This window comes from Streptomyces sp. NPDC051976 (assembly GCF_040680795.1).
Taxonomy (GTDB): Bacteria; Actinomycetota; Actinomycetes; order Streptomycetales; family Streptomycetaceae; genus Actinacidiphila.
Genome location: NZ_JBFAXL010000005.1, coordinates 106645 through 129823 on the forward strand (window position 1 = coordinate 106645; position 23179 = coordinate 129823).

General features: G+C 73.3%; 19 protein-coding genes. 8 read left to right on the top strand and 11 right to left on the bottom strand.

What is annotated here, in order from left to right:
* Window positions 1-27 precede the first annotated feature (27 nt).
* Window positions 28-1032: a non-homologous end-joining DNA ligase gene (ligD, locus tag AB0M29_RS07875; protein WP_365380516.1), complete on the top strand. Its 1005-nt coding sequence runs from the start codon at window positions 28-30 to the stop codon at window positions 1030-1032.
* 154 nt (window positions 1033-1186) lie between these two features.
* On the opposite strand, the gene AB0M29_RS07880 is transcribed toward ligD, so the two are convergent.
* Window positions 1187-3022 (bottom strand): beta-galactosidase, encoded by a 1836-nt coding sequence (locus tag AB0M29_RS07880; RefSeq protein WP_365381025.1) that lies wholly within the window; start codon window positions 3020-3022, stop codon window positions 1187-1189.
* Window positions 3023-3200: 178 nt separating this feature from the next.
* On the opposite strand from AB0M29_RS07880, the gene AB0M29_RS07885 reads away from it, so the two are divergent.
* Window positions 3201-4235, top strand: coding sequence for a LacI family DNA-binding transcriptional regulator (locus tag AB0M29_RS07885; protein WP_365380519.1), 1035 nt, complete (start codon window positions 3201-3203; stop codon window positions 4233-4235).
* A gap of 120 nt (window positions 4236-4355) precedes the next feature.
* A complete protein-coding gene (locus AB0M29_RS07890) occupies window positions 4356-8969 on the top strand; it encodes an endo-alpha-N-acetylgalactosaminidase family protein (RefSeq protein ID WP_365380522.1) in 4614 nt (1537 codons plus the stop codon).
* A gap of 124 nt (window positions 8970-9093) precedes the next feature.
* On the opposite strand, the gene AB0M29_RS07895 is transcribed toward AB0M29_RS07890, so the two are convergent.
* Genes AB0M29_RS07895 through AB0M29_RS07905 form a run of 3 tightly spaced genes read right to left on the bottom strand, consistent with a single transcriptional unit; the run spans window position 9094 to window position 11066 of the window.
* Window positions 9094-9990, bottom strand: a complete 897-nt coding sequence (locus AB0M29_RS07895; RefSeq protein WP_365380525.1) for a MauE/DoxX family redox-associated membrane protein — start codon at window positions 9988-9990, stop codon at window positions 9094-9096.
* 13 nt (window positions 9991-10003) lie between these two features.
* On the bottom strand, window positions 10004-10630 hold the full coding sequence (locus AB0M29_RS07900) for a cell wall protein (protein WP_365380528.1): 627 nt from the start codon (window positions 10628-10630) through the stop codon (window positions 10004-10006).
* A 13-nt stretch (window positions 10631-10643) separates the two neighbouring features.
* A complete protein-coding gene (locus AB0M29_RS07905) occupies window positions 10644-11066 on the bottom strand; it encodes a hypothetical protein (RefSeq protein ID WP_365380530.1) in 423 nt (140 codons plus the stop codon).
* Between the two features lie 464 nt (window positions 11067-11530).
* Between AB0M29_RS07905 and AB0M29_RS07910 the strand changes: the two genes are divergently transcribed.
* Both AB0M29_RS07910 and AB0M29_RS07915 read left to right on the top strand, forming a co-directional pair.
* Window positions 11531-12565: a GlxA family transcriptional regulator gene (locus tag AB0M29_RS07910; protein WP_365380532.1), complete on the top strand. Its 1035-nt coding sequence runs from the start codon at window positions 11531-11533 to the stop codon at window positions 12563-12565.
* A gap of 26 nt (window positions 12566-12591) precedes the next feature.
* Window positions 12592-13209 carry a DJ-1/PfpI family protein gene (locus tag AB0M29_RS07915; protein WP_365380535.1) on the top strand — a complete coding sequence of 206 codons (618 nt, stop codon included), beginning with the start codon at window positions 12592-12594 and terminating at the stop codon, window positions 13207-13209.
* Here the strand turns inward: AB0M29_RS07915 and AB0M29_RS07920 are convergent.
* A complete protein-coding gene (locus tag AB0M29_RS07920; RefSeq protein ID WP_365380538.1) occupies window positions 13206-13694 on the bottom strand; it encodes an Lrp/AsnC family transcriptional regulator in 489 nt (162 codons plus the stop codon). The two genes, AB0M29_RS07915 and AB0M29_RS07920, sit on opposite strands and share 4 nt — an antisense overlap.
* A 209-nt stretch (window positions 13695-13903) precedes the next feature.
* Between AB0M29_RS07920 and AB0M29_RS07925 the strand changes: the two genes are divergently transcribed.
* Window positions 13904-15412 carry an FUSC family protein gene (locus tag AB0M29_RS07925; protein WP_365380541.1) on the top strand — a complete coding sequence of 503 codons (1509 nt, stop codon included), beginning with the start codon at window positions 13904-13906 and terminating at the stop codon, window positions 15410-15412.
* 128 nt (window positions 15413-15540) lie between these two features.
* Entirely contained in the window at window positions 15541-16581 is a 1041-nt protein-coding gene (locus AB0M29_RS07930; protein ID WP_365380544.1) for a lactonase family protein, read from the top strand.
* 116 nt (window positions 16582-16697) lie between these two features.
* Here AB0M29_RS07930 and AB0M29_RS07935 read toward each other — a convergent pair whose 3' ends face one another.
* The 6 genes from AB0M29_RS07935 to AB0M29_RS07960 form a co-directional block, all read right to left on the bottom strand.
* On the bottom strand, window positions 16698-17582 hold the full coding sequence (locus tag AB0M29_RS07935; RefSeq protein ID WP_365380546.1) for a hypothetical protein: 885 nt from the start codon (window positions 17580-17582) through the stop codon (window positions 16698-16700).
* Between the two features lie 98 nt (window positions 17583-17680).
* A complete protein-coding gene (locus tag AB0M29_RS07940) occupies window positions 17681-18691 on the bottom strand; it encodes a BadF/BadG/BcrA/BcrD ATPase family protein (protein WP_365380549.1) in 1011 nt (336 codons plus the stop codon).
* Window positions 18692-18704: 13 nt separating this feature from the next.
* Entirely contained in the window at window positions 18705-19538 is an 834-nt protein-coding gene (locus AB0M29_RS07945; protein ID WP_365380551.1) for a phospholipid scramblase-related protein, read from the bottom strand.
* Between the two features lie 25 nt (window positions 19539-19563).
* Window positions 19564-20241 (bottom strand): uracil-DNA glycosylase, encoded by a 678-nt coding sequence (locus AB0M29_RS07950; protein ID WP_365380553.1) that lies wholly within the window; start codon window positions 20239-20241, stop codon window positions 19564-19566.
* Between the two features lie 97 nt (window positions 20242-20338).
* Entirely contained in the window at window positions 20339-21430 is a 1092-nt protein-coding gene (locus AB0M29_RS07955; RefSeq protein ID WP_365380555.1) for an exo-alpha-sialidase, read from the bottom strand.
* A gap of 122 nt (window positions 21431-21552) precedes the next feature.
* Entirely contained in the window at window positions 21553-22650 is a 1098-nt protein-coding gene (locus AB0M29_RS07960; RefSeq protein WP_365380558.1) for an NADH:flavin oxidoreductase/NADH oxidase, read from the bottom strand.
* A 138-nt stretch (window positions 22651-22788) separates the two neighbouring features.
* Between AB0M29_RS07960 and AB0M29_RS07965 the strand changes: the two genes are divergently transcribed.
* Entirely contained in the window at window positions 22789-23169 is a 381-nt protein-coding gene (locus AB0M29_RS07965) for a helix-turn-helix transcriptional regulator (RefSeq protein WP_365380561.1), read from the top strand.
* The last annotated feature ends 10 nt before the right edge of the window (window positions 23170-23179 follow it).

A 23179-nucleotide genomic window follows, 5' to 3' on the forward strand; every position in this document is an offset into this window, starting at 1 on the left:
CCCGGCGGTACGCCCTAGCGTGAGGGCATGGCAGAAGCGCTGGAGCTGACGGTCGGCGAGCGTACGGTCCGGGTGTCCCACCCGGACAAGGTCTACTTCCCGCAGCGCGGGCTCACCAAGGCCGACCTCGTCCAGTACTACCTGAGCGTCGGCGACGGGATCCTGCGCGCCGTCAGGGACCGGCCCACCACGCTGCAGCGCTACATCGAGGGGGTGGAGGGCGACTCCTTCTTCCAGAAGCGGGCGCCCAAGAACCTGCCCGACTGGATCCCGACCGCCAGGATCGCCTTCCCCAGTGGCCGGTTCGCCGACGAGATCTGCCCCACCGAGACCGCCGCGGTGCTCTGGGCGGCGAATCTGGGCACCTTCACCTTCCACCCGTGGCCGGTGCGCAGGGGCGACACCGACCACCCCGACGAGCTGCGCATCGACCTCGACCCGCAGCCGGGCACGGAATACGCCGACGCGGTGCGCGCCGCCCTCGAACTCCGCGAGGTCCTGGACGGGCTGGGCCTGACCGGCTGGCCCAAGACGTCCGGCGGCCGCGGCCTGCACGTCTTCGTCCCCATCGCCCCCGAGTGGACCTTCACCCAGGTGCGGCGGTCCGCGATCGCGGTGGCCAGGGAGCTGGAACGGCGGGCGCCCGAGCGGATCACCACCGCCTGGTGGAAGGAGGAGCGCGGTCCCAAGATCTTCGTGGACTACAACCAGACCGCGCGCGACCGCACCATCGCCAGCGCCTATTCCGTACGGCCGTTCCCGCACGCGCCGGTGTCCGCGCCGCTGCGCTGGGACGAGGTGGAGAGCGCGGTACCGGGCGACTTCGACCTGGTCACCATGCCCGCGCGCTTCGCCGAGGTCGGCGATGTGCACGCCGACATGGACGAGCACGCCTTCCGGCTGGACGCCGCGCTGGAGCTGGCCGACCGGGACGAACGCGAGCACGGACTGGGCGACCTGCCCTACCCGCCGGAGTACCCGAAGATGGCGGGCGAGCCCAAGCGGGTGCAGCCCAGCCGCGCCAAGAAGTAGCGCCCCCGGCAGGCTCCGACGGCACGCACCGACGGCCCCCGCGCCGGGCGGCCGCCCCTCCCGGCCGCGCGCCGACGCCACCGCGCTGACGACAGCGTCTCCCGAGTCCCCGCGCTCTGCGCCGCCGCCGGGCCCGCCCGCCACTGCGGACGCTTCAGGAGAACGTCTCCACGTACTCCTCGGTCGGCCCCAGTTCCGGCCGGTCGCGCAGGTCCACGCGGTCGCCGAATCGCTCGAGTTCGAGGACGGTCACGGTGTTGCGGCCGGGAACGACCAGCGGGGCGGGCACATAGAGGGTGACCTGCGGGCCGATCTCCCAGTAGCGGCCGAGGAGTTCGCCGTTGATCCAGGCGAAGCCCTTGGCGAAGCCGGGGAAGGCCAGGAAGGTGTCCGCGGCCTCCTCGGCGGTGAAGTGCGCCGTGGCGAAGCCGGACCCGCCCGCGGGCGCCGCCGCGGCCGCCGCACGGCGCAGTGCGTCGGGGGTCCACTCGTCGAGCGGCAGCGGGTGCATCCGCCAGCCCTGCACCAGGCGGCGGTCGATCCGTACGCTGCCGAGGATGCCCTTGCCCTGGCCGAGCAGCGGACCGTAGTTGATCCGGCCCTGGTTCTCGACCAGCAGATCGAGCCGTACCCGCGCGCCCGCGCCCTCGACGGCCAGCGACCCGCTCTCGCGGTCCAGGACGCCCAGCGGGGCGCCGTCGACGAAGACCTGGGCGCGGTCGTGCAGGCCGTCCACCGCCAACTCGTGCGTGCCCCGGGGCAGCAGCGGGTGCGCCCGGTAGAGCACCAGCCCCGACGCCTGACGCAGCTCCTCGAAGGTGAGCGGGTGCGGCGACGCCACCGGGGCCGACACGGCGGCGAGCGCGTCGAGCAGCGCCGCCCCGGGGACCGGCTCCAGGGAGCGCGGCGCGAGCAGCGGCGCGGCGGCGGGCAGCGGGCGCCCGGCCTCGCCGGTCAGCGCGAGCAGCCGGTCGCGCATGGCGAAGAACTTCGCCCGCGGGGCGCCGTGTTCCGCCACGGGCGCGTCGGAGTCGTAGCTGGTGACGGTCGGCTGCAGCGCGGTGCCGTCGTGGTTGGCGCCCGCCCAGAGACCGAAGTTGGTGCCGCCGTGCGCCATGTAGACGCTGACCGAGCCGCCCGCGTCCAGGATCTCGCCCAGGGCGCCGTCCGCGCCGGTGACCGCGCGGACGTGGTGCTTCTCGCCCCAGTGGTCGAACCAGCCGTTCCAGAACTCGGCGCAGACGAAGGGCTCGCCGTCGCGGCGCGCGCGCAGCAGCGCTGCGGCGTCGGCGCCGTGCGAGCCCAGTGTCGCGGTCGCCAGCACCCCGGGCAGGGTGCCGCCGTCGAGCATCAGCTCGGTGGGTCCGTCGGCGGTGTAGAGCAGTTCGGTGATGCCGTGCTCGACCAGCGCGTCACGCACCCACGCCACATAGGCGCCGTCGTCGCCGTAGCTGCCGAACTCGTTCTCCACCTGGACGGCCACCACAGGGCCGCCGCGGCCCGCCTGCGCCGCCGCCACCCGGGGCAGCAGTTCGTCGAACCAGCGCTCCACCTCGTCCAGGAAGGGGCGGTACGACGAGCGCGGCCGCATCCCGGGAAGGCCGGTCAGCCAGGCGGGCAGCCCGCCGTTGTCCCACTCCGCGCAGATGTACGGGCCCGGCCGGACGATGACGTCGAGACCCGTCTCCTGGGCGAGCGCGAGGAAGCGCTCCATGTCGCTCGAGCCGTCGAAGCGGAACCGGCCGCGGGTGCGCTCGTGGAAGTTCCACGGCACATAGGTGTCGACGGTGTTGAGCCCCATGGCGGCGAGACGCGCCAGCCGGTCGGCCCACTGGCCGGGGTGGACCCGGAAGTAGTGCAGCGATCCGGCGAGCACCCGGTGCGGCCGTCCGCCGCGCAGCAGCTCGCCGTGCGGGTGGGTGAGCAGAGGTCCGCCGGCGGCGGCAGGCGATGAGAGCGATACCGCCTCGTCGGTCACCGGTCTCCCCATCATGGCCTCCCCCTTCTCGCCGGCCACACCCGTGGCGCAGCAGAACCTTGGCACAGGATGTTATCGATGCCAAGACGGGCCCAGACGAACCTCCGCAATGCTGGCGAACACCCCCTGTGATGAGGTGCGACCGCTAGCATCTTCAGGAGCAGTAGCAGGCGGACCTGGGAAGGCGTCCATGAACAAGCACGGTGTACGCGACGCGGCGCGTCCCCCCGGGATGGCCGATGTGGCGCGGGTGGCCGGAGTGTCGGCCCAGACGGTGTCGCGGGCGCTCGCGGGCCACCCCAACGTGCAGGAGGAGACCCGGGCCAAGGTGCTCGCCGCCGTCGAGCAGCTCGGATACCGCAGGAACAACGCGGCCCGCATGCTCTCGTCCGGCCGCAGCCGCACCATCGGTGTCGTGACGCTGCAGACCGGCTTCTACTCCCGCACCGCCGTCACCGTCGGCATCGAGCGCGCCGCCCAGGAGGCCGGTTACGCGGTCAGCGCGGCGACCACCGCCTCGCTCGACACCTCCGCCATCGAGAGCGCCATGATGCGGCTGGCCGACCAGCACGTGGAGGGCGTCATCCTCGCGGTGCCGCTGATCCATGTGAGCCGCCAGATCGAGCAGCTCACCAGCGCGGTGCCGACCATCACCATCGACGGCTCCCGCACCTCGGCGACCGAGGTGGTGGCGGTCGACCAGTCGCTGGCCGCCCGGCTGGCCACCCGCCACCTGCTCGACCTCGGCCACTCGACCGTCTGGCACGTCTCGGGGCCGAGTGAGTGGCTGGACGCCGCGAGCCGCGCCCGGGGCTGGCGGGCGGTGCTGGAGGAGGAGGGCAGGGTGGTGCCGCCGGAGCTGGCGGGCGACTGGTCACCGGCCTCCGGATACCGCAACGGGCTGATCCTGGGCCGTATCCCGGATGTCACGGCGGTCTTCGTGGCCAGCGACGAGATGGCCTTCGGGGTGATCCGCGCCCTGCACGAGTTGGGCAGGCGGGTGCCCGAGGACATCTCCGTCGTGGGTGTCGACGACATCGCGCTGGCCGAGTACTGCTCGCCGTCGCTGACCACCGTGGCGCAGCCGTTCGCCGAGATGGGGGAGCTGGCCGTCTCCCACCTGCTGCGGTACATCGCCGACCCCGACGCCTCGCTGGAGCCGGCCACCGTCGAGCCCACGCTGGTCGTCCGGGCCAGCACCGGTCCTGCTCCTGTAGGGCGCTAACACCCAACACGTCTCCCAGTGAACTTGCCACGATGTTCTCTGGTGTTATCGATGCCATCGGCATTACAGTCTGCCTCACCCTGCGCTCCAAGGACCCTCGGAAGCTCATAGGTGGTAGGTATGACCCCGCGCTTCACCCGCGCACTGCCGGTCGCAGTGCTCCTCAGCGTCACCGCCCTGTCGGTGGCCGCCGTGCCCGCCCAGGCGCGCCCGGCGCAGCTCGCACCGGCCGCCGACGCCGGCACCCCCATCGACCCCGCCCAGTACGCACTGGTCTACGCCGACTCCGAATCGCCCGCCTACCCCGCGCCGCCCGCACTGGACGGCACCGCGCTCGCCGCCTTCGACAAGGACCCGGCCACACAGTGGACCGTGGCCTACGACGTCGTGGGCGGCGTCGGCGTGGCGAAGACCCCGATGCCGCACTGGCTCACCCTCGACGTCGGCGGCTCCTTCAGCCTCACCGGCGTCGACTACTCGGTGAAGAACCAGGCCAACGGGCCGGTCAAGGACTACCGGATCTTCGTCACCGACGACGCGGCCGTGGCGAAGGACCCGAAGGCCGACTGGGGACAGCCCGCCGCCACCGGCTCCTTCCACCAGCCGGCCGCCAACTCCGACGTGCAGACCGTGGTCTTCGACAAGCCGGTCACCGGCCGCTACGTGAAGATCGAGGCCGACAGCGCCGTCAACGGCACCGACAACGCCTCGATCTCCGAGGTCCGGGTCCGCGCGACCGGGGACACCACCCCCGCCCCCGTCGACCCGACGCCCCCGGCCCACCCGGCGACACCGGTCACCCTCAGCCGCGGCGGCCTCAAGGTCACCGTCGCCAAGGAGTTCCCGCAGGTCATCTCGTACGCCATGAGCGGCGGTTCGCTCGCCGGGCAGGCATCGGTCCTGAACACGTTCGACATCAACGGGACCGCGCACACCGCGACCACCACGATGACCGCGGGACGGGACACGGCCACCTACACCTCCGTCTTCGCCGATCTGCCGCACCTCACCATCACCTCGACGATCACGGTGACCGGCGGGAAGACGGTGGTGTTCGCCGTGAAGTCGATCACCGGCGACGCGGCACGCGGCGTCGACCAGCTCGCGATACCGGGGCAGTCACTGGTCTCGGTGGACTCCTCCGACCCGCACGCCAGTCTGGCGCGCACCAGGATCTCCACCGACTCGACGACCACGGCCGACCGGTTCACCACGATCAACTCCGCCGCCACGCCCGACAAGGCGCCGGTGGGCACGCCCTACGGCTTCGTCAGCAACTCCACGCTCGCCGCGGGCCTGCTCACCAACGCGACCGACGACGCCGCGCAGGACAACAACGACAACGGCAACACCCGCCTCCAGTCGCAGATCGTGGACGCCGGCGGCGGCGCCCGCAGAGCCGAACTGTCCGTCGGCAACTACACCTACGCGGCCAAGGGCGCCACCGACACCCGGGTCGCGCTCCACGCGCTGCCGAAGACCACCGTGGTGCTCGCCGCGGACGCCAACGGCGACGGGAAGGTGACCTGGGAGGACGGCGCGATCGCGTACCGCGCCGCGATGCCGCACCCGCTGGGCGCCGACCGGGTGCCCGAACGCGTCGTCCAGCACATCCCGTTCAACTTCGCCAGCGAGGCCACTAACCCGTTCCTCAAGACGCTCGACAACGTCAAGCGGATCTCGCTGGCCACCGACGACCTCGGCCAGTGGGTGCTGGAGAAGGGCTACGCCAACGAGGGCCACGACTCCGGCCACCCGGACTACGGCGGCGACTACAACGTCAGAGCGGGCGGCCTCGCCGACCTCACCACACTCGCCTCCGTCGGCGCCCGCTACAACTCCGACCTCGCCGTCCACGTCAACGTGACCGAGGCGTACCCGCAGGCGAAGCACTTCAGCTCCGGCCTGATCCAGGGCCAGGTCAACGGCTGGGACTGGCTCAACCAGTCGTACCACATCGACCAGCGCACCGACCTGGGCTCCGGCGCCGTCCTGGACCGGTTCAAGGAGCTGCGCAAGGAAGCGCCGGGAATCAGGACCGTCTACATCGACGCGTACTACTCCAGCGGCTGGCTCGCCGACGAACTGGCCACGCAGCTGCACGCGATGGGCTTCGAGGTCGCCAGCGAGTGGGCGTACAAGTTCGAGGGCGACTCGATCTGGTCGCACTGGGCCAGCGACAAGGGGTACGGCGGGCCCACCAACAAGGGCATCAACTCCAACATCGTCCGCTTCATCGCCAACTCCGACCGCGACGTGTGGAACGTCGACCCGCTGCTCGGCGGCTCGTCCATCAAGGAGTTCGAGGGCTGGACCGGCCAGGACGACTGGAACGCCTTCTACGGCAACATCTGGGCCAACAACCTGCCGACCAAGTTCCTCCAGCACTTCCCCGTGACGAACTGGGACTTCGGCACCTCCGCCGACCTCACCGGCGGCGTCCACGTCGCCATGGCGGGCGGTGTGCGCCAGGTGACCATGGGCGGCGCGCTGGTGCTCGACGGCGGCAGCTACCTGCTGCCCTGGGGTGAGGCCGCGCACGGCGACGGCACCTCGTCGCCGGAACACGCCGACAAGATGTACTACTACAGCGCCACCGGCGGCTCCCACACCTTCGGCCTCACCCGCCAGTTCGCCGGGACCCAGCGGTTCGCCCTCTACAAGCTCACCGACCAGGGCCGGGTGAAGGCCGGGACCGTCACCCCGGTGAACGGTCAGGTGACGCTGACCGGGGACAAGAACCAGCCCTATGTGCTGGCCCCGCTGTACGACGCCGCGCCGCACACCGCGGTGGACTTCGGCCAGGGCAGCGCACTGCGCGACCCGGGCTTCAACGCCGGCGACCTGGACGTCTGGCACCCGTCCGGCGGCGCGGCCGTCGCGCGGACCGACAACGGCGACAACGTGGCACGCCTCGGGACGGACGCCTCCGGCGTCTCGCAGCGGGTCACCGGCCTCACCCCGGGCAGGACCTACACCTTCAGCGCCGACGTCGAGATCGCGGCGGGCGAGCGCCGGGCCACCACCCTTGTGGCCGGTCCCGCCGCGCACCCTGTCCTGAACACGTTCGACACCACTCCCGCCGCCAACGAGGTGGCGGCCGACGCGAAGGAGGGCACCTATGCGCAGCGCGCGTCCGTGACCTTCACCGCGCCGCGCGACGGCACCGCCACGGTGGCCGTCAGGGCGGTCGCCGGTACGGCGGCCGTCACCCTCGACGACCTGCGCCTGATGGCGGACGCCAAGGTGCCGCTGCCGCGAGCGGCGAGTGGCACGAGCGGCGGCACGGTCGTCGCCGCCGACGACTTCGAGGGGAACCAGCCCGGCTGGGGACCGTTCGTGAAGGGCGACGCGGGAGAGGTCACCGACCCGCGGACCAGCATCAGCGACCTGCACGCGCCCTACAGCCAGAAGACGTGGAAGAACACCTACGCGCCCTACGCGTCGGGCACGCTCAAGGGGCAGGCGGTGGACGACGTCATCGGCGGCGACCACTCGCTGAAGGCGCACGAGGAGAACACCGGTCTGGTGTACCGCACGGTGCCCGCCACCGTGCCGTTCGTCGCGGGACACACCTATGCGGTGTCGTTCAGGTACCAGACCAACGTCGACGGCCAGTGGGCCTGGGTGACGGGCGCCGACACCGTCGGCGGCGGCAAGGTCGCGTCGAAGGACGTCACCCGCGAGGTGCTGGCGCCCGCGCTGGACACCGCGACCTACTCCCGGCAGATCGTGGCCGGCTGCGGCGACACCTGGGTGGGCCTGCGCAAGCTCGGCGGCGCCGCGGGCACGGACTTCGTGCTCGACGACTTCCGCGTCACCGACCTGGGCCCGGCGAGCGCGGGTCCCGCCTGCGCGAGCGTGACGACTCCGGCCTCGGCCGAGCTGAGCCCCGGCGTGCCGAGCGAGTACGTCACCACGTTCACCAACAGCGAGCTGACGCCGGCCACCGGTGTGGTGGTCTCCCTCGACGGGCTGCCCGCGGGCTGGACCGCGGCGGTGAAGGAGCAGCACGGCAACGCCTTCGCCAGTGTGGCGCCGGGCGCCTCGGCCACCACCACCTGGCTGCTGACACCGCCCGCGGGCGCCGCGGGCACCTCGGCCGCCTGGAAGGCCACCGCCGCCTACACCAACGGTGGCGCCGTCAAGACGGTGTCGGCCGACGCCAAGGCGACGGTGGCGACGGAGCCGGTGCTCTCGCCGAGTTCGATGACGGCCACCGCGGACTCGGAGAATCTCTCCTCGGGCCCCGCCGAGGGTCCGGTGTCGAACGTGCTGGACGGCGACCCCGGCACCATCTGGCACACCGACTACACCGACTCCGAGGCGCCGTACCCGCACTGGGTGACGCTCAAGCTGGGCGGCCCCGCCGACGTGGACGGCTTCGGCTACCTGGACCGGCAGAGCGGCGGTCCCAACGGCCGCGTCGCCGGGTACGAGGTCGCCGTCTCCGACGACGGCGCCACCTGGCAGACCGTCGCCCACGGCACGCTCGTCGACTCTCCCCAGACGCAGCGGATCACCTTCGCGCCGGTACGGGCCTCGTACGTCCGCTTCACCGCTCTCGGCGCGCTCAACGGGCAGCCGTTCGCCGCGGCGGCCGAGATGCGGGTGTACGGCGGCTACGCCGACGCGCCGGTGGGCTTCCCGCCGGACCCGCGGACGCCCGCGGTCACCACGACCGGCGCCGTCCGGTCGGCGGCCCGGCGCGCGGGGAGGCGGGCGCGCGACTGATCGGGTGACCCGGAAATCGGGGCACCCGCCTCCTCCGGCGGCGTACCGGAGGATGCGGGTGCCCGTTCCCCTCGCCCGCGGCGGTACGGAGGTGCGCTCACGCACCCCGACCGCCGCGGGCGGCTCAGTTGGCCAGCGGCAGCGGCGTCCGCAGGGCCAGGTCCCGCATCAGGTCGAGCGGGACCAGCTCCTCGGTGCGGTCGTCGATCACCGAGACGCGGACGGCGGGGCTGGGGGTCGTGTCGATGGTGGACGTCAGGTCGAGCGCGAACAGGACGCTGACCGGATGGGCGCCGCGGGCGTCCTCGTGGACCCCCGCGAAGCGCAGGATGCGCCAGCCCTCGTCGTCCCAGTGGTCGAGCAGCGCGGAGCGGACGAGGGGAGCGGCGGCCAGCCAGGCCAGGGAGTGTTCGAGCAGTTCCACGGACGCGGCGACCGGCGCGCGCTCACCGGGGCCCGCCAGCGGACTGCCGAACACCCGCAGCCGCAGTTTGCGCAGCGGCAGCAGCCAGAGCCGGTCGAGGTCGGCCGAGAGTCCGAGGACGGCCGAACCCGCGACCAGCAGGAAGGCGGCCGAGGCCACCGGGTGCCGGGGGAGCTGCGACCACCAGGCGCGGTCCGCGGTCGCGGCCACCAGGCCGCCGAGGACGACGAGCCCGGCGCGGGTGAAGGCCCGCGCCCCGATCGGCCCCTCGTCCCGGGCGCTGCACCCGCAGGACGACTCCGGCGCGGTCGCCTTCGCGTAGCCGAGGTAGGCGGTGAAGCCGGCGCCCAGCACGGCCGTCGCGATGCCGGGCGCCACCGTGTCCGGCGCGGCCAGCAGCGCCGCGGCGACGGCGAGTTCGGCCGCCCCGACGCCGCGCAGAGCCAGGGCGGCCCGCCGTCCGTCGCCCAGCACCCGTACCAGCACGGTGTTCGCGGCCAGTTGCGCGGTGCGGCGGCCGAACAGTTTTCCCGCACCAGTGGCGGCGAGCAGCATTCCGCACACCAAGGGTGCGAGATTCGGGATCAGTGAGGTCATCGCAGCCCCTTCCTCAGTGGCCGACGGTCACGCGGGCGATGTCGATCGTGTCGTCGTCGGGCCGCCAGGCGCCGAGTATCTGCGCCGCCTGTCCGATCCGTACGCGCGACAGGTCCGAGGTGAGCGCGCCGCCGAGGTACGAGGCGGTGGTCGTCTCGGCGACGATCCTGCCCACCACGGCGTGGTTGCCGTGGGCGAGGTGCAGCCGGTCCTTGGCGATGCCCTTGACCGTGCAGAAGATGTTGACGATGTTGACCCAGACCGCGTCCGCGGCGATGGTGCCGTCGGGCATGTCGACGCCGCGGGCGTAGAGCCCGTCGCCGACCCTGACCTCGTCGGCGGTGGTCGGGCGCAGCTTCCAGATGCTGGTGGCGTTGGTCAGCTGGATGAGGTGCTGGTCGCCGTAGGACCCGGCGACCTCCAGCACGCTGCCGTTGACGGCCGTGATCCGGCCCTCGGCGAAGGCCGACTTGGCGATCGCCGGGTCGAGCGACGGCATCGGGGCGGCGAAGGCGGCGTCCGCGTCGATACCGCCGAGCGCGGAGGCGCCCACGATGGTGGCCCCGCCGAGGGCCGCGGTGGTGAGGAAGCGCCTGCGGTCGAGCCCGGTGCGCTCGGCCGGTCCCTGGTGGTTGCTCATGCCGGGTCCCTCCTCACTCGTAGATGTAGACGGGCAGCTTGCCGGAGCTGAGGTTGCCGATCGCCGAGAAGGCGGCGGGCGTGAGGTCGATGACCCGGTTGGTGCGGCAGGAGCCGTTGCAGCAGGTGGACTCGCCGCAGAAGCTCTTGGTGCGGGGCCCGCAGTCGGAGACGGTGACGCAGACCGTCGCGCCGGAGCACTGGTGTCTGACGTTCATCACCGAGCCGCAGCCGCGCCGCTGGATGGTCTCGCCGCACAGGTCGGGGCGGGTGATGCTGAAGCACGAGGCCGAGGTGTTGGGCCAGGCCGCCTGATGGGCGTTGGACTGGCAGGTGCCGCAGGCGCCGGTGCCCGTACTGCCGCAGGGGCCCCAGGCGCTGCCGCAGCAGAACCAGGTCGTCTCTCCTGCCCAGAGACTGGTCGATCCGCAAGCCATGTCGAATCCCTTCGCTCGCACAGTGGGGTGTGATCCCGGGACGTGATCCGGGGGGGTGATCCCGGGTCGTGCGTGGAGCCGTGACGGTGTGCGTGTGAACCGCGTGCATATGAACTCGTGCGTATGAACCGCGTGCATGTGAACTGCGCATGACAAGAGCGTGCCGACGGGACGGCCCGGACCGCCGGGCTCCGGGCCCCGGGTGGTCGCGGCGTGACGCGCCCGGGGTGTCGCGTGTCGTGGCGGCGGCCCGTGGGGGAGGGGTCCGCGGAGACGGCATGCGGAATTACATGCCCATGACAACGCGCTGCTTCGTCGGATGAGTCGGCAGTGGCGGGTGGGACACGGCCATGATGCGCGTTTCTACGCGCGTCCGCCAGAGGGCGGCGGGCACCGCGCGCATGGCGGAAAACGTCATATCCGTGTCCTTGCCGCCATCCGCGGCCCCGGCACACGATGGACGGGTGACCAGCCGACGCGTCGTCTTCGCCGTCTTCCCCGGCTTCCAGCTCCTGGACCTGGCCGGGCCGCACGAGGTGTTCGTGCTGGCCGGACGGCTGACCGGTGACGAGACGGCCTACGCGACCGAGACGGTGGCGGCGGCGCCCGGCCCCGTCGCGTCGAGCGGCGGCATCGCCGTCTCCCCGACCCTGACGACCGGCCAGTGCGACCGGGCCGGCCAGTCCGACCGGGCAGATGACGGGCCGGTGGACACCCTGGTCGCCGTCGGCGGCGGGGGAGTCCACCGGGCGTGCGAGGACGCGGACTTCGTCGACTGGTGCGCCCGCACCTCGCGCCGTGCCCGCAGGACCGCGTCCGTGTGCAGCGGGGCGTTCCTGCTGGGCGCGGCCGGACTGCTCGACGGGCGGCGGGTCGTCACCCACTGGTCGCGCTGCGACGAACTCGCCGCGCGCTTTCCCGGCGTCACCGTCGACCCCGACCCGATCTTCGTGCGCGACGGCGAACTCTGGACCTCGGCCGGCATCACCGCGGGCATCGACCTCGCCCTGGCCATGGTCGAGGACGACCACGGGCCCGACCTGGCCCGCACCATCGCGCGGCACCTGGTGATGTTCGTGCAACGGCCTGGCGGACAGGCCCAGTTCAGCGCCCAGCTCGCCGCGCAGCGCCCGGAGCGCGCGCCGCTGCGCGACGTCCTCGACTGGATCGCCGACCACCTCGGCGACGACCTCGCCGTCCCCGCGCTGGCCGCCCGCGCCCGGATGAGCGAACGCAACTTCACCCGGGTCTTCCGCGCCGAGGTGGGCCGTACACCCGCGGCCTACGTGGAGAGCGCGCGGATCGAGGCGGCGCGCCGGATGCTGGAGTCCACCGCCGCCACCCTCGACGCGATCGCGCGCACCTGCGGCTTCGGCACCGTCGAGACACTGCACCGCGGCTTCCGGCGGTCCCTCGGCGTCACGCCGGGCGACTACCGCAGGCACTTCTCCCCACACCGCCCCACCGGCGCCACGCGAGCGGCGCCCGCCGTCCCCTGACCTCTCTCGCCGAAAGGCCATCCGCCATGCGTATCGTCATCCCGCTCTTCGACCAGTTCACCGCCCTCGACGCCGTCGGCCCCTACGAGGTGCTGCGGATGCTGCCGGACGCCGACGTCGTGTTCGCCGCGGCCACGCCGGGGCCGGTGGTGGACGGGGCCGGCCCGCTCAGCCTGGTCGCGACGGCGGCCCTGGGCGAGATCACCGCGGCCGACCTGCTGGTCGTCCCCGGCGGCAGGGGCGCGCGGCTCAACGTCGGCAACGAGGAACTGCTCGACTGGATCCGGCGCGTCCACGCCACCACCCGCTGGACCACATCGGTGTGCACTGGCTCGCTGCTGCTCGGCGCGGCCGGGCTGCTCAAGGGCCTGGAGGCCACCACCCACTGGTCCGCCGTCGCGGACCTGGAGTCGTACGGCGCCGTCTACACACCGCGCCGCGTCGTCGAGCAGGGCCGGATCATCACCTCGGCCGGGGTCTCCTCGGGGATCGACATGGCGCTGCGGCTGGCCGAACTGGCCGCGGGCCGGGTCGCGGCCGAGGCGTACCAGCTGCTGATCGAGTACGACCCGCAGCCGCCCTTCGACTCCGGCTCGCTCGCGAAGGCGTCCCAGGAGGTCAGGGACTTCGTGGCGGCCCGCTAGGGCCTGGTCGGCGGTCCGGCGGACCGGCCGATCGACTCGACCAGGGGCAGCACCCGGTGCGGTACGCGCTCGCGCAGGGCGATCTCGGTGCGGGTGCGCACCACGCCCGGCATCCGGATCAGCCGCTGGATGATGTCCTCCAGGTGGGCGTTGTCGCGGGCGACGACGCGGGTGATCAGGTCGCCGCCGCCGGTGATGGAGAGCGCCTCGATGATCTCGGGGACGGCCGCGAGCGCGTCGCCGACCTCGTCGAGATGCCCCTGGGTGACCTCGATCCGCACGAAGGCCAGCACGGGGTGGCCGAGCGCGGCGGGGGAGACCCGGGGGCCGGCGAGGGTGATCACACCGTCCCGCTCCAGCCGGTCGAGCCTGGCCTGGAGGGTGCCGCGGGCCACGCCCAGGATGCGGGCGTACTCACGGACGCTGGTCCGCGGCTGTTCGAGAAGCAGCCGCAGGATGCGGGCGTCCAGGGCGTCGACGGCCATGGGCCGATGGCTCCTCGTGGTCGATGAGATGGTCGTTCAACCGTACCAATGGCTCAGCGCGCGGCGATCGGTTTGAGCCACTGCCCGCCGGGGTGCTTTCCTTGGGGTGACGATGGCGTTGCGGTCCTCCGCAACGCCTTTGCCATGTCCGGCGCCGACCGCCGCCGGCACCGGGAACGAGCAGGGGTGGGACCGTACAGGTGAAGAGGATGTTCGTCGCGCCGGATCCGGGGCGGGTGCGGCTGCGTGCCGCCACCCGGGCCGTCCTCGGGATCGCCCTCGCCGTCGCGGTGACGATCTTGGCCGGATTCCCGCTGCCCGCGGTGTGCGGCGGCGGGCTCGCGGCGCTGCTGGCGTTCTTCGTCGTCGCCGATCCCCGGGTGCGCGAGCAGGCGGTCACCACCGCGCTGATGCCCGCCGTCGGGCTGCCCGTACTGACCGCCGCCGCCTGGCTGCACCCCTTCCCCGCGGCTCGTGACGCCGCCTTCGTCACGGTCGTCCTCGGCGGGGTGTACGCCCGCCGCTGGGGCGCGCGCGGCCACGCGCTGGGCGTCTTCGCGTTCATGATGTTCTTCGTCGCGCAGTTCCTGCACGCCGTCCCCGCCGAACTGCCCGAGCTGTACGGCGCGATCGCCGTCGCCCTGCTCTGCGCGGTGACCGTCCGCTTCGGCCTGTGGTGCTACGAGCGGGGCGTGCCCCCGCCGCCCGCGGTCGCGCTGCCGCAGCCGCGCGGCCTGGACCGGCCCACCACCCGGCAGGCGTTCCAGGCGGCGGCCGCCGCCGCGGGCGCCCTCGCACTCGGCCAGGCCGTCTCCCAGGACCGCTGGTACTGGGCGGTCGCCACCTCCTGGTGGATCTTCGTCAACACCGCCTCGCGCGGCGAGACGCTCGTGCGCGGCTTCCGCCGCGTCCTGGGCACCGCCACCGGCATCGTGGCGGGCTTCGCCCTGGCCCTGCCGCTGCACGGCGCGCCCGCGGCCTCCGCCGTCCTGGTGGCGGCTTGCGTCTTCGGCATCTTCTACAGCGCGCCGGTCTCGTACAGCTGGATGACCTTCTTCGTGACGGTGATGGCCGGCTCGCTCTACGGCCTGCTCGGTGTGCTGCGGCCCGCGCTGCTCGTCCTCCGGCTGGAGGAGACGGGCGCGGGCGCGCTGTGGGCCGCCCTCGCGGTGCTGCTGGTGCTGCCGGTCACCACGCACGCGGCCACCGACGCCTGGATCCGGCGCGCACTGGACGCCGTACGGGAGTTCACCGCGCAGGCCGCCACCCATCTGGCGGGCGGTCCCGGCGACGACCTGGCGCGGCGCGCGGCGGAACTCGACCTGGTGCTGGGACGGGTACGGGCCTCGGTGGCGCCGCTGGTGCACCCGCTGAGCCCGCTGCGGGCGCGCCGGGCCAGGGCCCGGCAGGTGCTGGACCTGCTTGACGTCTGCGCCCTCCAGGTCCGCGGCCTCGCCGAGGTCGTCGCCCACCCGCAGGCAGGGCACGACCAGCGGCTGCTGGCCGCCTGCCGCCGCGTGGAGGACGCCCTGCACCGCCTCGGCACCCCGGAAACCGCCACCCCGCCCGCCGTCCCCTGCCCCGTACCGGCCACCACCATGACCTCGGACGACCCGCGGGCCGAGCGCGCCCTCGCCCACCTGCACGGCCTCGAAACCGCCCTCACGGGCCTGGCCGCCCCGCTGGCCGCCGCTCCCCGCACCGCACTCGCCGCCTAGAACGCCTGTCCGGCCCGCGACAGGCCCGGGGAGCCCCGCGGGCGTCCCGGCGGCCCCGGGGGCGACGTGGCGGGCGTCAGGTACTACTCTCAGCCGCCGTACAGACATCAGGCGGAAGAGGTACGGCAGTGGCCGGGCACGCATACATCGGGTCGTTCACTTCGGCGGGTGGGCGCGGCCTCACCGCGGCCGCCGTCGACCCCGGAACGGGAGCGCTCACCGCGCTCGGCGACACCGCCGAGGTGCCGAACCCGTCCTTCCTGGCGCTGTCCGCGGACGGCGGCACGCTCTACGCGGTCAGCGAGACCGAACCGGAGGGCGCGGCGGCCGCGTTCTCGCTCGCCGACCCGGCCGCCCCCCGGCTGCTCGGCGCGCCCGTGCCGGTGCGTGGCGGCTGGCCGACCCACCTCGCCGTCCACCAGGGACACCTGCTCACCGCCAACTACTCGGAGCCCGGCAGCGTCAGCGTGCTCTCGATCGGCGCCGACGGGGCGCTCGGCGAGCTGCGCTCGGTGCTGGAGCACGAGGGCGACGGACCCCACCGCGAGCGCCAGACCGGCCCGCACGCGCACGCCGTGCTCACCGACCCCAGCGGCCGCTGGGCCGTCAGCGTCGACCTGGGTACCGACTCGGTGCGGGTCTGCGAACTCGACGCCGCCACCGGCGAGCTGGAGATCGAGCGGGAACTGGGCCTGCGCTCCGGCGTCGGCCCGCGGCACCTCACGTTCCACCCCGGCGGCGGCCACGCCTATGTGATGAACGAACTGGACTCCGTCGTCACCGTCTGCCGCTGGGACCCGTCCATCGGCAGCCTGCGGCCGCTCGCCGAGACCCGGGTGCTGCCGGACGGCGTCGACGGTGACAACTTCCCCTCCGAGCTGGTCCTCTCGGCGGACGGCCGGTTCGCCTGGGCGGCCAACCGCGGCCACAACAGCATCGCCGTCCTCGCGCTCGACGAGTCCGGCGAGCGGATGGAACTGCTCGACACGGTGAGCTGCGGCGGCGACTGGCCGCGCCACCTCACCCTCGACCCCTCGGGCACCCGGCTCTACGCGGCCAACGAACGCTCGGGCGACGTCACCTGGTTCGAGGTCGACCCGGCCAACGGCATCCCGAAGCAGTCGGGTTCGCTGGCGCTGCCCGCCGTGTCCTGCGTGGTCTTCGCCTGACACAGGTCGCCTGACACGGGGCGCCTGACACGGGTCGAAAGGCGCGGGAGAGACGGCGCGGGCGGGTGGTCCTCCACCAGGACCACCCGCCCGCGCCGACGTCGTCGTTCACCGGATCAGTGCGTGGGCGCACCCTGCTGCTGCAGCGAGATGCCCAGCGCGCCCGCGTAGTGCGTGACCACCAGCTTGCCGACCGCCGGGTACGGGCCGAGGGCGTCGGCGCCCGAACAGCCCGCCTCCGCGGCGGCGGTGTGCAGGAGCTGCGGGGCGATCTCCGGGCCGATCAGGCAGGGGGCCAGCGCCAGCGTGCTGGAGCCGGAGGAGCGCAGCTGCTCGGCGGCCGACGCGATCGCGCCGTCCTCGTCGAGGGCCGCGGCCAGCACCGGGACGGCCAGCCGCGCGGCCAGCAGCAGCCCGGTCACCCCGGCGGCCTGCGCCGCCTCCTCGCCGCCCACGGTGGCCAGGATGATGCCGTCGGCGGCCGTCGCCACCGTGAAGAGCCGGGCGCGGTCGGCGCGGGCCAGACCGGCCTCGGAGAGCCGGACGTGCAGCGCCTCGGCGAGCAGCGGGTGCGGTCCGAGGACATCGGTCAGCTCGACCTGCGCCTTGCTGTCGGCGATGGCCTGCCGGATCCGGCGCAGCACCGACGCCTCGGGCCCGGCGAGCAGCGGCACCACGACGGCGGCGGTGTCCTCACCGCTGCGCTCCGCGGCGGTGCGGTCCAGCACCGCGCGCAGCGCGGGGAACTCGCTGTCCTCGCTGTCGTCGCCGTCGACGAAGCCGATCCGTGGATCGAGCCCGGACAGCTCGGAGCGGGCGATGCTCACGACCTCTTCCGCCAGGCTGAGCGCGGCGGAGGTGGGGGTGCCGGGGACGGCGAGAACCAGCACCGGCGCGCCCTCGGGCGCGGCCAGCGCCTCCGGTCGGCGGTGACGTCCCGGCTGGCGCGGACGCGGCATTCGGACGGGAAGGCCGGAGGCTGGCCCTGTGGCAGTGCTCATGGCGTCGCATGTTAACGCCTTGCGGCGCCCGGATGTTCGGGCGGGTCAGAGCTGGGGCACACCTGTCCTGAAGTGTCCGTTTCGCTGATCACGTTCGGTCATCGGACGATCCTGAGCAGTGCTGGATCGGCGGGCAGCGTCAACGCGTCGCGCGCCAGCGCCCCCGCCACGAGCAGCGCGCCGTCCAGCGGATCGCCCGCCGCGGGCACCAGCGCGGCCTCCGGCAGCAGCCAGTCGGCCTGGTCGCGCAGCGGCCCCAGCAGCGGCTCGCCCATCTTGAACAGGCCGCCGGTCAGCGCCACGTCGACGGCGCCGGGGCCGGGCCGTACCGCGGCGGCCGCCGCCAGGATGTGCGCCGCCGCCCGCCGCAGGATGTCGGAGGCGACCGGGTCGGCCGCGCAGCGCGCCACCTCGGGCGCGAAGGACGCCAGCACGGCGGGCCGGTCGGGACGGGGGTAGAGCTGGGCGGGCAGCCGGTCCAGCGGGCCGAACACCTCCCGGGCGCGGGCCAGCAGCGCCGTGGAACCGCCCGCCCGGCCGTCGTGCGCCCGCAGGGCCGCCACCAGGCCCTCACGGCCGATCCAGGCGCCGCTGCCCTCGTCACCGAGGAGATGACCCCAGCCGTCGGCGCGGCGCCAGCCGTCACCGCCGGGGGCGGTGCCCAGCGCGATCATGCCCGTGCCCGCGGCGACCACCACACCGGGCCGCAGACCCAGCGCGCCGGCGTAGGCCGTCACCGCGTCACCGGCCAGGGCCAGCGACCGTACGCCGAACGCCTCGGCGAGCGCGCCGGGCAGCACCGCGTGCAAGTCGTCGCCGAGCGAGGCCATCCCGGCCGCGCCCACGCACGCCGCGGTGAGGCCGGTGGCGCCGCGGCCGTCCAGCAGTTGCTTCGCCAGGGGCAGCACGAGACCGAGCAGGTCGGCCGCGTCGATGCCGCGCGCGCCGACCACCGCGGGGCGGTCGGCGACGGCGGGCTCGGTCGCCGCGGCGCCGTCGGCGCGGGCCACGGCGACCCGCAGCCCCGAACCGCCGGAGTCGACCCCTAGCACCCAGCCGGCCGCGCCGTCGCCGCCGGGTGGCACGGAACGGGCGGCGGGATCACCCACGGGCGGCACGGGATCAGCCGAGCCCGCGGGAGTCCTGCTTCAGGGCGGTGTCCACGGTCAGCGCCGAGGCGACGACCATGCTCAGCAGCGGGTCCTGGAGCTGCCGGTGGATCTGCAGCACGTAGTTGTCCGCCGTGGTGAACATGGTCTTGGCGAGGCCCTCCCAGGTCTTGGTGATCCGGGCGATCTCGGTGTCCGTGTGGTCCACGATGGCGAAGTTCCACGCCCGCCAGTTCTCGGCCTTGATGGCGCCGATCTGCTGGCCGTTGTACATGAACCCGAAGTTGATCTTGCCGAAGGCGTTCTGCTGGACGATCTCGCCGAGCGGCTCACCGTTGGCGCGCTGCACCAGCACCTTGGACTTGAGGAGCTTCGCGGGCCGGGTCAGCACCAGCTGCGGCTGGCCGTGCGCGTCCCTGACCTCCAACTTGTGCGTCAGGAACTGGTCGACGCTGGAGACGAAGCGCAGCACCTTCTTCGCGGTGCTCTGCCCGATCTCGACGACGGAGCCAAGGGTGCGGCCCTGCTGGTCGAAGACGCTGTACTCGTTGACGAGTTCGATCAGCTTGGCCTTCTGGTTCACCACGAGCACCGGCTCGGTGAACAGGGTGCCGCCGCCGAACCCGGTGGGCGCCACACCGGCCTGCTGCTGCACCTGGTGCTGGACCTTGGCCGGGTCGGCGGGGCGGCTGACGTTCAACTCCCAGGCGCTGCCACCCTGCTGCTGGGGCACCTGGCCGGGGTTGGTGTGCTCGGTCCACTGGGCCCCGTCCCAGTACCTGAGCAGATTCGGCGTGCCTTGCGGGTCCGCGTACCAGCCCGCCGGGGTATTCGAATGCGTGGTCACCCGGGCAGACTACCGTCCGCCGTCCTCAGGGGAGCTGCCAGTCCACCGGTTGCGCGCCCTGCCGCGCCAGCAGGTCGTTGGCCCTGCTGAACGGCCTGGAGCCGAAGAAGCCGCGGTCCGCGGACATCGGCGACGGGTGCGAGGACTCGATGGCGGGCAACTGGCCCAGCAGCGGCCGCAGATTGCGCGCGTCGCGGCCCCAGAGCACCGACACCAGCGGGCGCCCGCGCGCCGCCAGCGCCCGGATCGCCTGCTCGGTGACCTCCTCCCAGCCCTTGCCGCGGTGCGCCGCGGGCTTCCTCGGGGCGGTGGTCAGCGCCCTGTTGAGCAGCAGCACGCCCTGCCGGGTCCACGGCGTGAGGTCGCCGTTCGACGGCCGGGGCAGCCCGAGGTCGGTGCCCAGCTCGCGGTAGATGTTCTCCAGGCTGCCCGGCAGCGGGCGTACCTCAGGGGCCACCGAGAAGCTGAGCCCCACGGCGTGTCCGGGTGTCGGATACGGGTCCTGGCCGACGATCAGCACCCGGACGTCGTCGAACGGCTGCTGGAACGCGCGCAGCACGTTCGCCCCCGACGGCAGGTAGGTGCGGCCCCCGGCGATCTCGGCGCGGAGGAAGTCCCCCATGGCCGCGATACGGTCCGCCACGGGTTCGAGCGCCTTCGCCCAGCCCGCCTCGACGATCTCGTGCAATGGTCGCGCAGTCACGGTCCGTCACTCTACTGGCTCAACGCCCGTGCCGCGGACGCGCGTCCGCGCCCGGCGCCGGACCGCGCGCCTCACCCCACCGCCTGACCCCATCGCCTCACCCCACGACGGCCGCCCGTACGCACAGCACGTCGGGCAGGTGGGTGACCGCCGTCTCCCAGGTGTCGCCCTGGTCCGCGCTGGCGTACACCTCGCCGTTCCGGTTGCCGAAGTAGACGCCGCCCGGCCGTGCGTCGTCGGTGCACATCGCGTCGCGCAGCACCACTCCGTACGACGGGTCCTGCGGCAGGCCGTCGGACAGGGCCGTCCAGCTCTTGCCCGCGTCCTCGGTGCGGTAGACCCGGCAGCGGTAGTCGGGCGGCAGCCGGTAGGCGTCCGCCTTGATCGGGAAGACATAGGCCACGTCGCCGCGGTGCTTGTGCGCGGCCACGGCGAAGCCGAAGTCGGCGGGCAGGCCGGCGCTGATGCTGTTCCACCGCGCGCCGCCGTCGTCACTGCGGTAGACCCCGCCGTGGTTCTGCAGATAGAGCCGCTCCGGGTCGGCCGCGTCCTGGGCGACCTTGTGGACGCACTGGCCGAACTCGGGGAAGCGCTGCTCCTCGGGCAGGAAGGTGGCCTGGACACCGCTGTTGGACGGGGACCAGCTCGCGCCGCCGTCCGACGTCCGGTACACGCCGCCGGTCGACACGGCGACGGTCACCTTGTCCGCGTCCTTGGGGTGGGTGACCACGGTGTGCACGGCCTGGCCGCCGAAACCGGCCTCCCAGTCGGGCCGTTGCGGATGCTCCCAGAGGCTGCGGACGAAGGAGAAGGTCTCGCCGCCGTCGTCGGACCGGAACAGGGCGCCGGGCTGGGTGCCCGCGTAGACGGTGTCCGGGGCGGCGGGCCCCGCCGGATGGAGCTGCCAGACCCGCTCCAGCGAGGTCTCGGTGTCCTTGGGGAACTTCACCGCGGGTCTGGACGGTTCGTGCCAGGTCTCACCGAGGTCGTCCGAGCGGAAGACCGACGGTCCCCAGTGCGAACTGTCCGCGCCGACCAGCAACCGCGGTACGGCCCTGCGGGTGTCGATACCCACCGAGTACACCGCCTGCATCGGGAAGTGCGGCCCGGTGAACGCCCAGCTCCCGCCGTCCCTGCGGCCGAGGAACAGCCCTTTCTGCGTACCTACCGCGAGTAGCACGTCGTCCATGACGCCTTACCTCCGGAATGGGGAACGTGTCCGACATCACCGAGTCTGCACCCGGCCACCGACAACGGCCCTTCCGGCGCGGCCCACGATCGCGGACCGCGCCCCGGAGGATCAGCGCGGGCTCAGACGGCGGTCGGCCGCCGGTAGGCACGCGCGTACTGCGGCGGCACCGGCACCTCGGCGCCCAGCTCGCGGGCGGCCCGCAGCGGCCAGGACGGATCGCGCAGCAGCTCCCGGCCGAGCAGTACGGCGTCGGCCTGTCCGGAGGCGAGAATCGTCTCGGCCTGCCGCGGCTGGGTGATCTCGCCGACCGCGGCGACCGGCAGATCCGTCTCGGCCTTCACCCGCGCGGCGAACGGCACCTGGTAGCCGGGACCGGTGGGGATACGGACCCCGGCCGCGTTGCCGCCGGTGGAGACGTCGAGCAGGTCGACGCCGCGGGCGAGCAGTTCCTTGGCGAAGCGGACGGTCTCGTCAGCGGTCCAGCCGCCGTCCTCGAGCCAGTCGGTGGCCGAGACGCGGAAGAACAGCGGCAGGTCCTGCGGCCAGACCGCGCGCACCGCGTCGACGACCTCCAGCGCGAACCTGATCCGGTTCTCGAACGGGCCGCCGTAGCCGTCGGTGCGGCGGTTGCTGTGCGGGGAGAGGAACTCGCCGATCAGATAGCCGTGGGCGCCGTGCACCTCCACGACCTGGAACCCCGCCGCCAGCGCCCGCCGCGCCGCCGCCGCGAACTCCGCGACGATCTCGGCGATCCGCTCCCGCGACAGCTCGTCGGGCACCGGGTGGCCCTCGGCGAACGGCACGGGGCTCGGTCCGACCGGCTGCCACGCGAGCGCGTCGGCGCCCAGCGGCGCGCCGCCGTTCCACGGACGATCGGTCGACGCCTTCCGCCCGGCGTGGGCGAGCTGGATGCCGGGGACGGCGCCGTGGTCGCTGAGGAAGCGGGTGATCCGGGAGAACGCCTCGACCTGCCGGTCGTTCCAGATGCCCAGGTCGGCGGGGCTGATCCGGCCCTCGGGGCTGACCGCGGTGGCCTCGGTGAGGATCAGGCCCGCGCCCCCGGTGGCCCGCGCCGCGTAGTGCGCGAAGTGCCAGTCGTGCGGCACGCCGGTCTCGGGGCCCTCGGTCGCGGCCGAGTACTGGCACATCGGCGCCATCCAGACCCGGTTCGCGAGGGTCAGGGACCGCAGGGTGATGGGCTCGAACAGTGCGCTCACGGCACTCTCCTCGGGATCTGGGTGGGTCACTCGGGTGTCTCTCGGTCCGGTCCGACCGTACGGGCGCCGGTCGCCGGTGCCCGTACGACGATAACCGTCGTAGTACGGTGAATGTCAAACTACGAGAGGCGTCGTAATATGACGTTCATGACCGACGCGCGCGCCCTGGAGCACCCCGCCACCGCGGACATCCGGCTGGAGGTGGTGCTGCACGCGCTGTCCGACCCGATGCGGCTGATCGTGGTGCGCACCCTGGCGGCGGCCACGGACGAAGTCGCCTGCTCCGATGTGCCGCTGCCGGTCACCAAGTCCACCACCACGCACCACTTCCGGGTGCTGCGCGAGGCGGGCGTGATCCAGCAGATCTACCGCGGCACCTCGAAGATGAACGCGCTGCGCCGCGCCGACCTGGACGCGCTCTTCCCCGGTCTGCTCGACCGGGTGCTCGCCGCGGCCGACGGGCAGGCCGCCCGGCTCGACGAGCCGCCGCTCCCGCTGCGCGTGGCGACCGACGCCTGATCCCTCCCGC